The sequence below is a fragment of the Gordonia sp. NPDC057258 genome (genome assembly GCF_042668985.1).
GTDB classification, from domain to species: domain Bacteria; phylum Actinomycetota; class Actinomycetes; order Mycobacteriales; family Mycobacteriaceae; genus Gordonia; species Gordonia hongkongensis.
Window position 1 is genome coordinate 1 of record NZ_JBHUXZ010000036.1, and the last position, 13946, is coordinate 13946.

At 69.0% G+C, this 13946-nt stretch carries 13 protein-coding genes; 4 read left to right on the plus strand and 9 right to left on the minus strand.

Features of this window, described 5'->3' with window-relative positions:
• Positions 1-378: 378 nt before the first annotated feature.
• Positions 379-1146, minus strand: coding sequence for a crotonase/enoyl-CoA hydratase family protein (locus ACFUEJ_RS19905; RefSeq protein WP_388031364.1), 768 nt, complete (start codon positions 1144-1146; stop codon positions 379-381).
• A 38-nt stretch (positions 1147-1184) separates the two neighbouring features.
• Entirely contained in the window at positions 1185-4775 is a 3591-nt protein-coding gene (metH, locus tag ACFUEJ_RS19910; RefSeq protein WP_137810577.1) for a methionine synthase, read from the minus strand.
• Positions 4776-4826: 51 nt separating this feature from the next.
• On the opposite strand from metH, the gene ACFUEJ_RS19915 reads away from it, so the two are divergent.
• Entirely contained in the window at positions 4827-5705 is an 879-nt protein-coding gene (locus tag ACFUEJ_RS19915) for a PAC2 family protein (protein ID WP_058250418.1), read from the plus strand.
• A gap of 28 nt (positions 5706-5733) precedes the next feature.
• Here ACFUEJ_RS19915 and ACFUEJ_RS19920 read toward each other — a convergent pair whose 3' ends face one another.
• The 6 genes from ACFUEJ_RS19920 to ACFUEJ_RS19945 form a co-directional block, all read right to left on the minus strand.
• Positions 5734-6042: a hypothetical protein gene (locus ACFUEJ_RS19920; protein WP_058250417.1), complete on the minus strand. Its 309-nt coding sequence runs from the start codon at positions 6040-6042 to the stop codon at positions 5734-5736.
• A 54-nt stretch (positions 6043-6096) separates the two neighbouring features.
• Positions 6097-7350, minus strand: coding sequence for a cysteine--1-D-myo-inosityl 2-amino-2-deoxy-alpha-D-glucopyranoside ligase (gene mshC / locus ACFUEJ_RS19925; RefSeq protein WP_388031368.1), 1254 nt, complete (start codon positions 7348-7350; stop codon positions 6097-6099).
• Between the two features lie 66 nt (positions 7351-7416).
• Positions 7417-8271 carry an SCO1664 family protein gene (locus ACFUEJ_RS19930; protein WP_137810575.1) on the minus strand — a complete coding sequence of 285 codons (855 nt, stop codon included), beginning with the start codon at positions 8269-8271 and terminating at the stop codon, positions 7417-7419.
• Positions 8243-8977 (minus strand): DUF3090 domain-containing protein, encoded by a 735-nt coding sequence (locus ACFUEJ_RS19935; RefSeq protein WP_065632197.1) that lies wholly within the window; start codon positions 8975-8977, stop codon positions 8243-8245. The genes ACFUEJ_RS19930 and ACFUEJ_RS19935 overlap by 29 nt, the downstream gene beginning before the upstream one ends.
• Before the next feature lie 25 nt (positions 8978-9002).
• Positions 9003-9764 (minus strand): MSMEG_4193 family putative phosphomutase, encoded by a 762-nt coding sequence (locus ACFUEJ_RS19940; RefSeq protein ID WP_065632196.1) that lies wholly within the window; start codon positions 9762-9764, stop codon positions 9003-9005.
• Between the two features lie 67 nt (positions 9765-9831).
• Positions 9832-10674 carry an undecaprenyl-diphosphate phosphatase gene (locus ACFUEJ_RS19945; protein WP_058250412.1) on the minus strand — a complete coding sequence of 281 codons (843 nt, stop codon included), beginning with the start codon at positions 10672-10674 and terminating at the stop codon, positions 9832-9834.
• 149 nt (positions 10675-10823) lie between these two features.
• On the opposite strand from ACFUEJ_RS19945, the gene ACFUEJ_RS19950 reads away from it, so the two are divergent.
• The 3 genes from ACFUEJ_RS19950 to ACFUEJ_RS19960 are packed head-to-tail and all read left to right on the plus strand — an operon-like array spanning position 10824 to position 13329.
• Positions 10824-11855, plus strand: a complete 1032-nt coding sequence (locus ACFUEJ_RS19950; protein WP_388031371.1) for a hypothetical protein — start codon at positions 10824-10826, stop codon at positions 11853-11855.
• Complete coding sequence (locus ACFUEJ_RS19955) at positions 11852-12199, plus strand: DUF5703 family protein (protein ID WP_388031374.1); 348 nt, start codon at positions 11852-11854, stop codon at positions 12197-12199. Before ACFUEJ_RS19950 ends, ACFUEJ_RS19955 begins: the two co-directional genes overlap by 4 nt.
• Complete coding sequence (locus ACFUEJ_RS19960) at positions 12193-13329, plus strand: quinone-dependent dihydroorotate dehydrogenase (protein WP_388031376.1); 1137 nt, start codon at positions 12193-12195, stop codon at positions 13327-13329. Before ACFUEJ_RS19955 ends, ACFUEJ_RS19960 begins: the two co-directional genes overlap by 7 nt.
• Positions 13330-13383: 54 nt before the next feature.
• Here the strand turns inward: ACFUEJ_RS19960 and ACFUEJ_RS19965 are convergent, their stop codons facing one another.
• Positions 13384-13929: a YbhB/YbcL family Raf kinase inhibitor-like protein gene (locus ACFUEJ_RS19965; RefSeq protein ID WP_065632231.1), complete on the minus strand. Its 546-nt coding sequence runs from the start codon at positions 13927-13929 to the stop codon at positions 13384-13386.
• Positions 13930-13946: the final 17 nt, after the last annotated feature.

Consider the following 13946-nt stretch of genomic DNA (forward strand, 5'->3'; position numbering starts at 1 on the left):
CGTTCGCCCAGCAGGGACGCCAACCCGGTCGACTCAGCCACCGCCATGACCGGTACCAGCCCGGCGTGCGACACCAGGTTGTCGTCGTCGAAGACCGCGGACTCGGCGGAGAACGTGTGCGATACTTTCACTGAAAATGCCTTCTGAGCTGGAATGTTTTGTTGTCTCAACACCACCAATCATTCCAGCTCAGAGGGCATTTTCTTGTCATCGACACCCCGCACCCATCCACGGATCCAGGCTCAGGGAGCGGGGTTGGTCGCCCTCCGCAAGCTCCGGGCGCTCCTCAGGGAGCAGGGGCAGGGCGTTCTTTCGGATCCGGGAGCAGGGCTGGTGAGTAGCTTGGCGCGTCGAGACGTTCCGCATTCGTCGGTTCGCCTAACAGCCCACGCCCTCCCCGTGCCGACCCGCCCCACCGGCGAATCTGCTTGCGCCGGCCAGGGTGTCGGTGGCGAGCGAGACCATGCCGTGTCGGAGTTCGTTGGCGATGGCCGCGTCCGTGTCCAGGCCGTCCTGTTCGAGGACCGACATCCGGTCCTCGCGCATGCACGTCTGCGGGAACGCGGCGATCTCGGCGGCCAGCGCGATCGCGGCCGGTAGCGCGGTCCCGGACGGCACGACGCGATTGGCGAGCCCGATCGACAGGGCCTCACTGGCGGGTACCGCCCGGCCGGTCAGCACGAGATCCATGGCCCGGCTCTCACCGATCAGGCGCGGAAGTCGAACGGTCCCACCGTCGATCAGCGGGACGCCCCAGCGCCGGCAGAACACCCCGAAGACGGCGTCGTCGTCGACCACATGCAGGTCCGCCCACAGCGCCAGCTCCAGTCCGCCGGCCACGGCGTGCCCGGAGATCGCCGCGATGACCGGCTTGGACAACGTCATCCGCGTCGGGCCCATCGGACCGTCACCGTCGGGTGCCACCCGATTCGGGTCACCGTCCGAGATGGCCTTGAGATCGGCTCCGGCGCAAAAGGTCCCGCCTTCGCCGTAGAGCACCGCGACCGACACCGAGTCGTCGGCGTCGAACCGCCGGAAGGCATCCGCCAGCGCATCGGCCGTCGCCCGGTCGACGGCGTTGCGCCGATCCGGCCGGTCGATCCCGATGATCCGCACCGGCCCCTCGGACCGCTCCAGAACCGTCATCGCCTGTCCCCCGTCCCTCGATCCGGTGGCGAAGTACGTCAGGTGTTGAAGTACTTCGCCTCCGGATGGTGCAACACGAACGCGTCGGTCGACTGCTCGGGATGCAACTGCAACTCCTCGGACAGTTCGACGCCGATGCGCCCTGGCTCGAGCAACTCCATCATCTTCGCCCGGTCCTCGAGGTCGGGGCAGGCGCCGTAACCGAACGAGAAACGCGCGCCGCGGTATTCGAGGTCGAAGAAGCCCTGGGCGTTCTCCGGGTCCTCGCTGGCCATCGTGCGGTCGCCGAACGCGAGTTCGCTGCGCACCCGCTGGTGCCAGTATTCGGCGAGCGCCTCGGTCAGCTGCACGCCGATGCCGTGCACCTCGAGGTAGTCGCGGTAGGCGTTGTCGGCGAACAGCTTGTTGGCGAAGTCGGCGATCGGCTGTCCCATGGTGACGAGCTGGAACGGCAGCACGTCGACCTTGCCGGCCGCCTTCGCGTCGGCGCGGGACCGGATGAAGTCCGCGATGCACAGGAACCGCGACCGCTGCTGACGCGGGAACGTGAAGCTGAACCGCACCGGCGCATCGGGTTCCGGCTCGGTGAGCACGTGGACGGTGTCGCCGTCGCTGACCGCCGGGTAGTACCCGTAGACCACCGCGGCGTGCTGCAGGATGTTCTCGGTCGACAGGCGATCGATCCAGTACCGCAGTCGCGGACGGCCCTCGGTCTCGACGAGGTCCTCATACGACGGCCCGTCACCACCGCGGGCGCCCCGAAGACCCCACTGACCCAGGAACAGCGCGCGCTCGTCGAGGAGCTGCATGTAGTCCGCGATCGGGACGCCCTTGACGATCCGCGACCCCCAGAACGGCGGGGTCGGGATCTCGTTGTCGGCGGCCACATCCGAGCGGGCCGGCACCTCGACGGGTTCCTCGGCGGCCTTGCGCTTGGCCGCGATGCGCTTCGATCGCTCATGGCGGGCCTTGCGTTCGGCGGCCTTCTCCGCCGCGGCCTTCGCCTCGTCGCTGTCCGGGTCGGGTCCCCCGCCACGCTTGGTCGCCATGATGTCGTCCATCAGGCGCAGACCCTCGAAAGCGTCGCGCGCATAGTGCACGTCGCCCTCGTAGGTCTCGGAGAGATCGTTCTCGACGTAGGAGCGGGTGAGTGCGGCGCCGCCCAGCAGCACCGGGTACTCGTCGGCGAGCCCACGGGAGTTGATCTCCTCGAGGTTCTCCTTCATCACCACGGTCGACTTGACCAGCAGCCCGGACATCCCGATGACGTCCGCCCGCTTGTCCGCGGCGACGTCGAGGATGGTCGCGATCGGCTGTTTGATGCCGATGTTGACGACCTCGTAGCCGTTGTTGGACAGGATGATGTCGACGAGGTTCTTGCCGATGTCGTGCACGTCGCCCTTGACGGTGGCGAGGACGATGCGTCCCTTGCCGTCCTCGCCGGTGGCCTCCATGTGCGGCTCGAGATGCGCCACCGCGGTCTTCATCACCTCGGCGGACTGCAGCACGAACGGCAACTGCATCTGGCCCGAACCGAAGAGTTCGCCGACGGTCTTCATCCCGGCCAGCAGCGTGTCGTTGATGATCGTCAGCGGCGGGACCTGGGTCATCGCCTCGTCGAGGTCGTCGGTCAGACCGTTGCGCTCACCGTCGACGATCCGGCGCTCCAGGCGCTCGAACAGCGGCAGCTTCGCCAGTTCCTGGGCCCGCGACTCACGCGCCGAGGCGGCCGAGACACCCTCGAACAGCTCCATGAGCTTCTGCAGCGGGTCGTAACCCTCACGTCGACGGTCGTAGACGAGGTCGAGGGCGACCTCGCGGTGCTCCTCCGGGATCCGGGCCATCGGCAGGATCTTCGACGCGTGCACGATCGCGGTGTCGAGGCCGGCCTGTACGCACTCGTGCAGGAAGACCGAGTTGAGCACCTGTCGCGCAGCGGGATTGAGCCCGAAGGAGATGTTCGAGATGCCCAGCGTGAAGTGCACGTCGGGGTGGGCCTCGTGCAGCCGGCGGATGGCCTCGATGGTCTCGATGCCGTCGCGTCGGACTTCTTCCTGACCCGTCGAGATCGGGAAGGTCAGCGTGTCGAGGATGATGTCTTCTTCGGCGAGTCCCCAGTTGCCGGTGATGTCGGCGATCAGCCGCTCGGCCACCCGGACCTTCCAGTCCGCGGTACGCGCCTGCCCCTCCTCGTCGATGGTGAGCGCGACGACCGCCGCCCCGTGTTCGACGACGAGCTGCATGATCTTGGTGAACCGCGAATCCGGTCCGTCGCCGTCCTCGTAGTTGACCGAGTTCACCGCGCAGCGCCCGCCCAGCGACTCCAGACCGGCTCGGATGACCTCCGGCTCGGTGGAGTCGAGCATGATCGGCAGCGTCGACGAGGTGGCGAACCGGGTGGCGAGAGCCGTCATGTCGGCGGCACCGTCGCGACCGACGTAGTCGACGTTGAGGTCGAGCATGTGCGCGCCGTCGCGGGTCTGGTCCTTCGCGATGTCGAGGCACTTCTGGTAGTCCTCGGCGATCATCGCCTCGCGGAAGGCCTTGGAGCCGTTGGTGTTCGTGCGCTCACCGATCACCAGGAAGCTGGCGTCCTGGTCGAAGGGCACCGCGGAGTACAGCGACGACGTCTCCGACTCGTGTTCCGGGGTCCGGGTCGCCGGGGTCACCTCGGACACCGCGTCCGCGACCTGCCGGATGTGTTCGGGTGTCGTGCCGCAACAGCCGCCGACGAACTGCAGGCCGAACTCGCCCACGAACTGCGACATGGCCTGCGCGAGTTCCTCGGGCGTCAGCGGGTACTCGGCGCCGTTGGCACCGAGGACCGGCAGACCGGCATTGGGCATCACCGACACCGGGATGCGCGCGTGCTTGGAGAGGTACCGCAGGTGCTCGCTCATCTCGGCGGGACCGGTGGCGCAGTTCAGGCCGATCAGATCGATACCGAGCGGCTCCAGCGCTGTCAGCGCGGCACCGATCTCCGAGCCGAGGAGCATCGTGCCGGTCGTCTCGACCGTGACGTGGGAGATGATCGGGATCCTGCGGCCCACCCGCTCCATCGCACGGCGGGCGGCCACCACCGCCGATTTCACCTGCAGCAGATCCTGCGAGGTCTCGATCAGGATCGCGTCGGCACCGCCCTCGAGCATGCCGATGACGCATTCCAGGTAGGCGTCGCGGATGTCCGCATACGTGGTGTGGCCGAGGCTGGGCAGCTTGGTGCCCGGCCCGATCGAACCCAGGACGAAACGGTCGGTGCCGTCGGCCGAGGGACCCATCTCGTCGGCGACGTCGCGCGCGATCGTCGTTCCCTTGTACGACAGCTCCCGGATCCGGTCCGCGATGTCGTAATCGCCCAGATTCGAGAGGTTGCACCCGAAGGTGTTGGTCTCCACGGCGTCGGCGCCGGCCTCGAAGTACGCACGGTGGATGCCCTCGAGGACGTCGGGCCGGGTGTCGTTGAGGATCTCGTTGCAACCCTCGAGGCCACGGAAGTCGTCGAGCGTCAGATCCGCGGCCTGCAGCATGGTGCCCATCGCCCCGTCGCCGATCAGTACCCGACGCGACATCGCCGACAGAAATGTCGTGTCGAAATCGCGTGGATCGGTTCCGGAGAAGTCAGGGGACATGGTTGACAGCGTAGTTCGCCCTCTCTGCGTGTTCGGTCGTAGGCTGGATCGGTGAACGCTGAGCAGACGTCGAACCTTCCCCAGCTGCGCAGACCCATTCTGCTCGCGGCCTTCGAGGGGTGGAACGACGCCGGGGACGCCGCCAGCAGCGCTGTCGAGCACCTGGCACTCGAATGGGACGCCCGACCCCTCGCCGACATCGACTCCGATGAATACTACGACTTCCAGGTCAATCGCCCCACCGTGAATCAGATCGACGGGGTCACGCGCCGGATCGACTGGCCGACGACGTCCATCTCGTACTGCAGCCCGCGGGGCGCCGACCGCGACATCGTGCTGGTCCGCGGCATCGAACCCAACATGCGGTGGCGGGCGTTCTGCGCCGAGATCGTCGACCTCGCGCAAGAGCTCGGTGTCGAGACCACGGTGATGCTGGGCGCGTTGCTCGCCGACACCCCGCACACCCGCCCGGTGCCGGTGACCGGCGCGGCCTACAGCAGCGAGTCCGCGGCCCGGTACAACCTCGCGGAGAGTCGCTACGAGGGACCGACCGGCATCACCGGCGTGCTCCAGGATCTCTTCGTCCAGGCGGGTCTGCCGGCCGTCTCGTTCTGGGCGGCCGTCCCCCACTACGTGTCGACGCCGCCGAACCCGAAGGCCACGGTGGCGCTGCTGACCCGGGTCGAGGAGGTCCTCGACATCGAGGTGCCGCTCGGCACCCTCCCCGAGCAGGCGGAGGAATGGGAACGCGCGGTCACCGAGATGACGGAAGACGACGAGGAGATCGCCGACTACGTGCGCGGGCTCGAAGAGCGCGGGGACGCCGAGGTCGACACCGACGAGGTCATGGCGAAGATCGACGGCGACGCGCTGGCCGCGGAGTTCGAGCGGTATCTCAAGCGTCGCGGCCAGGGCCCGTTCGGACCCTGAACCAGGCGTCCGGCCGGAATCCGGGTCGTCAGCCGATCTTCTCGATGGACACCACGGGGGTGGTGATCCGCCACGTGCGGACGTCGGGATCGTCGGCGGCGCGCACCCAGAATTGCGCGGACTCCCCCAGGCGACAGGACTTCACCCCGAGCAGCGGGATGTCCTCGGAGTCGCGTCGGAGCCTGCTGACCGTCCAGTCCTCGTTCTCGGTGCCGCCGACCCCGGGGGCCCGGAGCAGCGTCATCTCGGTGAAATCCAGCAGGTAGGTCGACGTCCGGGTGACGACGGTGTACACCCCGGCGTCGGTCTCGGGTCGGATCTCTTGCACGCGCGCCACGTCAGCACTCTACCCAGACGTCGGCGCGCGGACATCCGGGCGTGGGGACAACGCCTATCGGACGTCGGGGACGAGCGGGATTCCCAGCAGCGCGTCGACCGCGGCCGCGAGTTCGGCGGGCGCCGTCGTCGACGAACCGATTCCGTTGCGCACATCCGCGCACCAACCGTCCACTGCGGCAAGCGCTTTGGGGGTGTCGAGATCGTCGGCGAGATGCTGGCGGAGCCGCGCGATGACCGGTTCGGCGTCGGGTCCGGCGCCGGCGCCGAGCGCCGCACGCCAGCGACCGAGGCGTTCGACGGCCGTGTCCAGGACCGCGTCCGTCCACATCCGGTCACCGCGGTAGTGGTCGGCGAGCAGTGCGAGTCGGATGGCCGCGGGGTCCACGCCCTCGCGACGCAGGACCGACACGAACACGAGATTGCCACGACTCTTCGACATCTTCTCGCCGTCGAGCCCGACCATCCCGGTGTGCACGTAGTGCCGGGCGAACCGCCGCGAGCCGGTGAGGGCCTCCCCGTGGGCCGCCGAGTACTCGTGGTGCGGATAGATGAGATCGTTACCGCCGCCCTGGATGTCGAACTCGATCCCGAGCCGGTTCAGCGCGATCGCCGAACACTCGATGTGCCAGCCCGGCCGGCCCGGACCGAACGGCGACTCCCACGACGGCTCACCCGGACGTTCGGCGCGCCACAGCAGCGCGTCGAGCGGATCGCGCTTACCGGGACGATCGGGATCGCCGCCGCGCTCGGCGAAGAACCGTTCCATGGTCTCGCGGTCGTATCCCGACTCGTAGCCGAACTGTTCGGTGGCATCGGCGCGGAAATAGACGTCCGGGAACTGCGCGTCGTCGACGGTGTAGGCGGCCCCGGAGGCCAGCAGCTTGCCGACGACCTCGACGACCTCGTTGACCGACTCGACCGCGCCGATGTAATCGCGCGGGGGCAGGACGCGCAGAGCGGTCATGTCGTCGCGGAACAGCTGCGTCTCCCGCGCCCCGAGATCACGCCAGTCGACGCCGTCCCGGTCCGCCCGTTCGAACAGCGGGTCGTCGACGTCGGTGACGTTCTGCACGTAGTGGACCTCGTGGCCCTGATCGCGCAGGATCCGGTTGACCTGGTCGAAGGTCACATAGGTGGCGGCGTGCCCCAGGTGGGTCGCGTCGTAGGGGGTGATGCCGCACACGTACATGGTCGCGGTGGCCCCGGGGGCGACGGGACGGACCGCACGGTCGGCGGTGTCGTAGAGACGGAGGGCGGGTCCACTGCCCGGTACGGCGGGGAGTTCGAGATCGGGCCACGTCTGCATGCGTCCACTGTATTGCCCACCGCGCGCAGGCCCTTCACGGCCTCGTCCGGGACGGAGCGCACTCGCTCAGAACGGCGGCCACGGGATGGGCCGGTGACCGGGCGGGTGCGGCATGGTCGCGCTCTCGGCGACCACGATCGCGCGGATCGCGAGCGACTCGATCTCGTCGGGCGTGATGTGTTCGGCGAGCTGTGCGCGCAGCGCCGAGCCGTCGGTCGCCAGGCGTTCGGCGAGTTCGGCGACATCGGCGACGAGGTGCCCGGGTACCGGTTCGCCCGCCCAGCCCCACAGCACCGTGCGCAGCTTGTCCTCCTCGTGCAGGCAGATGCCGTGGTCGATCCCGTAGACGGTGCCGTCCAGACCTTCCAGGACGTGACCGCCCTTGCGGTCGGCGTTGTTGAGGATGACGTCGAGCACCGACATGCGCTGTAACCGCGGGTCGTCGGCGTGCACCAGCACGACGGGGTCGCCGTACGGGTCGTAGGCCTGCAGGACCGCGAGGTAGCCGGTGGGTACCGCGCCCACCGGGCACAGGTCGACCAGGTCGACCCGCGGTTCGGTCTCCGGGATCGGGTGATCGGTGTTGTCGGGTGTATCGACCCAGCGCTGCACCATCCCGGGCCCGAGCGGCCCGTCGCGGTGCACCGTGGTCGGGATCGTGTCCCACCCCAGCGCCTCCGAGATCAGATACGACGCCACTTCCCGTCCGGCGAGCGTGCCGTCGGGGAAGTCCCACAGCGGCACCTCACCGCGCACCGGTTTGTACACACAGCGCACCGAGGTCCGGTCGTCGAGCACCGCATCGCACACGAGCGTCGCGTTGCTGGCCGAGGGGATCCGGCCGAGGATGGTGAGTTCGCCGTCGCGGAGGACGTGGTCGACCGCGGGCTCGTCAGTCACGTGCGGAAGAGCCGGCGTCACCGGGCTCGTCGGGGTCGTCCGGGTCACCGGACGGCGGGGTGTCCCCCGCCTGACCGAAGGGGTCGTCATCAACCGCCAGGCCCGGATCATTCTGTGCGGCAAGGCTGTTGAAGACATCGGGGTCGATGAAGTCGAGGGATTTGCTCAACTCCGCGGCCCGTTTGTACCCGTTGGTCCGGATACACAGGTGACCTTCGGGATCGAGCGGTTCGCTGCACAGCGGGCACGGCTGTCGTCCCGCGGATATCACCCTCGACGAACGGGCGGCGAACTCACGGGCCGCCGCGGTCGTCAGGAAGACCCGCACCGCGTCCGGGCCCTCGTCGGTGTCGTCGAGGACCACGCTCTCGTCGAACTCCCCCTCGGTGATGGCGAGCAACTCGACCACCACCGCCTCGGATTCGGCGTCCCAGCCGAGACCCATGGTGCCGACCCGGAACTCGGCGTCGACCGGCATCACCAGCGGACTCAGGTCACCGACCCGGTCGGTCTCCGGCGGGATCGGCGTGCCGAAGCGTCGGTGGATCTCGTCGAGCAGGGCACCGATCCGGTCGGCGAGGATCTGGACCTGCTGCTTCTCCAGCATCACGCTGATGATGCGGGCCTCGTGGACCGCCTGGAGGTAGAACGTGCGGTCACCGGGCTGCCCGATCGTGCCCGCCACGAAGCGGTCCGGGCTCCGGAACACGTGAATCGCTCGAGACATCACACCTCCTTCGTCGTCTGGTTCATTATCCCGATGTCGCCGGGATCGTCGCGGCACCGTTGGCGGACGGCGCGACATCCGCGCCCGTGTCGCCGCCCACCACCGCGTCGTCGGACGGTCGCTGCCCGTCCTGCGCCGGCGGCGGGGGCTTCGGGATGGACAGCAACTCGGTCGCATTCACCGTATGGACATACGGACGCGACGGCGTGTAGCGGATCACGCTGATCGACGCCGGTTCGACGACGATGCGCTGGAAGGCGTCGAGGTGGCTGCCCATGGCGTCGGCGATGATCGACTTGATCACGTCACCGTGCGAGCAGGCGATCCACACCCCCGAACCGTCCGGGCCGCCGTGGACGCGGTCCAGTTCGCGGATGGCGCGTACGGCCCGTGCCTGCACATCGGCGAGTCCCTCCCCGTCGGGGAAGATCGCGGCCGACGGCTGCCGCTGCACGACCTTCCACAGCGGTTCGGTCAACAATTCCGAGATCGGACGCCCGGTCCACCCGCCGTAGTCGACCTCGGCGAGATCGTCGACGACGATCTCGGGTGGCGCCTGCCCGTCCCCGGCCAGCGCCGCCAGCAATGGCTGGACGGTCTCGGCGCACCGATCGAGCGGCGAACGCGCCACCGCGCGGATGGACCCGAGATGGTCGCCGAGCCGACGAACCAGATCATCGGCCTGGGCGCGCCCGCGGTCGTCGAGGTGGACGCCGGCGCTGCGACCGGCGAGCACCCCTGAGGTGTTCGCCGTCGAACGGCCGTGCCGGAGAAGGATCACGGTCATCCCACAACCATAGGCACCGGCCCGGCGGGACCGCACGGCGCGACCGCCCGGCGCCGCGGCCGTGGCATCAGGTCGCCGAGACGACGCCGGTCGACAACAGGATGATCAGCGTGACGCCCAGCACGATGCGATAGGCGCCGAACCAGTTCATGGAGTGCGCGCTGACGAACTTGAGCAGCCAGGCGATCGCGGCATAACCGACGACGAACGCGACCAGCGTCGCGACGAGCAGCTGGGGCCCGCTGGCCTCCATGCCCTCCCCGCTCGGGTTGAACGCGTCCGGGAGGCTGAACAGGCCGGATGCGGTGACCGCGGGGATGGCCAGCAGGAACGAGAAGCGGAAGGCGGCTTCGCGTTCGAGTCCGAGGAACAGGCCGGCACTCGCGGTCGCACCGGAGCGCGACACGCCCGGGATCAGCGCCAGACATTGGGCGCCACCCATCACGAGGCCGTCCCGCAGGGTGAGCTGTTCGAGGTTCCGCTGCTTCTGCCCGTAGCGCTCGGCCAGCCAGAACACGCCGGCGAACACGATCAGCATGATGGCGACGAGCCACAGATTGCGTCCGGTGGTGCGGATCTCGTCCTTGAACAGGAAACCGATCAGGCCGATCGGGATGGTCGCGAAGATCACGTACCAGCCGATCCGGTAGTCGACGTTCCGCTCGTCGGCATGACGGAGCCCGCGGAACCACGCGGTGATGATGCGGACGATGTCGCGGGCGAAGAAGACGAGGACCGCGGCCTCGGTGCCGAGCTGCGTGACCGCGGTGAAGGAGGCCCCGGCGTCCTCGCCGAACATCAGTTCGGAGGCGATCCGGAGATGCCCGGACGACGAGATCGGCAGGAACTCGGTGAGGCCCTGCAACGCCCCGAGGACGATCGACTGGGTCCACGTCATGGTGTCGGTCACGGCGCCCGATGCTACTTGGGACCGCCGCAGCCGACCCGACACGACGACACGGCCCCGACCCGCCTGAGCGGCGCGCGGAAGCGGTCGCGCAAGATGGGGACATGCTCTTCCCGCGACCTTCACGCCCAAGTCACCAGCCCCACACGGGCGTGTCGCGGCTACGGGGTCCGATCGCGGCCACGGCGGCACTGGTCATCGGTGTGGGCATGATCACCGCGTGCGGCTCCGACGACGGCACCCCCGACGTACCGACCGTCGTGCCCGCGACCGCGCCGGAGGCGCCGGCGAATTCGACGACGGCTCCCGCGGGCACCGTCGCGCCCGCCCCGGCCGAGGCGCGTGCGCTCGCCGCGTCGGGTGGCAGCGTCGCCGTCCTGTCAGCCGACGGCAACCAGATCCTCCGATACGACGCCGGGGCGCTGACGACCCCGCCGCAGACGATCGCGGTCCCGGGCCTCACCGCCCTGGCCGCCGGCGACGACGGCGGGTTCGTCGGCGCGGGCCCGGGTGCGCTCGTCGTCGTCGATGCCGACGGACGGGTCCGCACGGGCGACCTCGAGTCCGACCAGCCGACGGCGATCGCCCGGACCACGGCCGGGCTGCTCGTCGTCGGCACGGCCGATGGACGAGTCCTCGTGTACGACAACGATTTCGCGAAGAAGCACGACGTCGATCGCTTCGTACGGGTGGACTCGGTGACGGCCGCGCCCGAGTCTGCGGAAGGCCTCGACGGCCAGGTCGTCGTCCTGGATCGGGCGCAGTCGTCGGTGACCCCCGTCGACCCCGAATCCGGTGAACTGGGGCCGGCGCTGCGTGCGGGCAACGGGGCCACCAACTCGACCGTCGACGAGTTCGGACGCGTGCTGGTCGCCAACACCCGTGACGGCGAGATCCTCGGCTTCTTCGGATCACCGCTGGTGATGCGCTTTCGCTACCCGGTGGCCGGCGGACCGTACGCCGTAGACTACGACGACACCCGGGACCTGCTCTGGGTCTCGACGACCGGCGACAACGAGGTGGTGGCATTTGACCTGGCAGACGGTGAACCCACCGAGGTCCGGCGGTTCGCTTCGGTCGTACAGCCCGACCGCATCGTGGTCGACGGATCGGGCACCGTCTACGTGCTCTCGGCGCGGAACGGCGGACTCCAGGTGGTTCCCGACGACGGGCGGGCCGAATGAATCCTGACCGGCGTCCGCACGCTCGTAGTGCGCGTACTGCTGCGCGCCTCGGTTCGCGCTATCCCGACGGGTGGGAGGTCACCTCGGAGGATGTCGAGTGCATCCTGCTGCGTCTTCCCCCTGACGTCACCCGGGTGACCGCCTCGATGCGGTTGGCCCTCGAGGCGGAGTTCGGCGGTTGGGAGCTGTCCCGGGTGCGGCTCTACTCCGACGGAACCCGCAAGGTGCTGCTCAAACGGCGCCGGCCGCCGCGAGGTTCACGCGGGCCCGACACCGCCGACCCGACCGGCGACCGGTCCACCGGATTGACCGACAACGACCCACGGAGCGCCCGCGCATGCTGATGTCCCGCAGCACCACCCGAGTACTTCCCGTGCTCAACCGGTGGTGCTATCCCCTGCTGCGCTCGATCATGTTCCGCGTCGATCCGGAGCGAATCCATCACATCGTGTTCTCGGTCCTGCGCGTCGTCGGGCGGTTTTCGCCGTTGGCGTTCCTGACCGCGAGGCTGTTGGCCCGGCATGATCCGATCCTGCGGACGCGGGTGTTCGGCGTCGACTTCCCCGCCCCGATCGGTCTGGCGGCCGGGTTCGACAAGACGGCCGGCGCGTTGAACACCTGGGGTCAGCTCGGCTTCGGGTTCGCCGAGATCGGCACGATCACCGGTCAGGGGCAGCCCGGGAACCCGACGCCGCGATTGTTCCGGCTACCCGCGGACCGTGCGCTGATCAATCGGATGGGCTTCAACAATCCCGGTGCCGAGGTGGCCGCACAGCACCTGACCGAGGTACGACGGGGGCCGGTGTCGGTCCCCATCGGAGCCAACATCGGCAAGACCAAGGTCGTCCCGGTCGAGGACGCCATCGACGACTACCGGCGTTCGGCGGAACTGCTCGGACCGCTCGCGGATTTCGTCGTGGTCAACGTGAGTTCGCCGAACACCCCGGGACTGCGCGATCTGCAGGCCGTCGACTCCCTGCGGCCCATCCTGGCCGCGGTACTCGCCGCCGTGGACGTCCCGGTGCTGGTGAAGATCGCCCCCGACCTCGTCGACGACGACATCGACGCCGTGGCGGACCTGGCCGTCGAGCTCGGACTGGCCGGGATCGTCGCCACCAACACCACGATCGGCCGCGAGGGTCTGCGCACCGCGTCGCACGAGGTCGACGAGATCGGTGCCGGTGGCCTGTCCGGGCCGCCGGTCGCCGCTCGGTCGCTGACGGTGCTGCGTCGCCTCTATGACCGCGTCGGCGGACGTGTCGCGCTCGTCAGCGTGGGCGGCATCGAGACCGTCGACCAGGCCTGGGAGCGGATCTGCGCCGGCGCCGACCTGTTGCAGGTCTACACCGGCTTCATCTACGGCGGCCCGGTGTGGCTCGCCGAACTCCATGCCGGACTCGCCCGGCGCGCCCGGGACGGTGGCTTCGCCTCGATCTCCGACGCGGTCGGTTGCGCGGCCCGCAACCGGCCCTGACGGCCACCGATCGCCCGGTACGCAGGTGCACCGGGCGATCGGCCGTGCGAGAACTCAGACGTTCTCGGCTGGTTGTTCGTAGGTGCCGACGAGGGTCGCCCGCGCGATCGCATGCGAGAACAGGTTGAAACCCAGGTAGGCCGGTGTCGCGTTCTCCGGCAGCCCGAGCGATTCGGTGTCCACGGCGTGCACGACGACGAAATAGCGGTGCGGGCCGTGTCCGGGAGGCGGCGCGGCACCGATGTAGCGGCGTAGCGAAGCGTCGTTGGTGAGGGTGACCGCGCCGTCGGGGAGCCCGGACCCGTCGTCGTCGCCGGCGCCCTCGGGCAGGCTCGTGACCGAGGCGGGGATGTCGGCGACGGCCCAGTGCCAGAACCCGGCGGCGGTCGGAGCGTCGGGGTCATAGACGGTGACGGCGAAACTCTTGGTCTCGGCGGGGAAGCCGGACCAGCTCAGCTGCGGGGAGAGGTCCTCGCCACCCGCACCCATGATCCCGCTCACCTGCCCGTTGGCGAGTGCGGCCCCGTCGGTGAAGCTCTCCGAGGTCAGGGTGAAACCGGGAAGGCTCGGCAGCGGGGAGTACGGGTCGAATGACGACATGTGTTCACCTTTCTCAC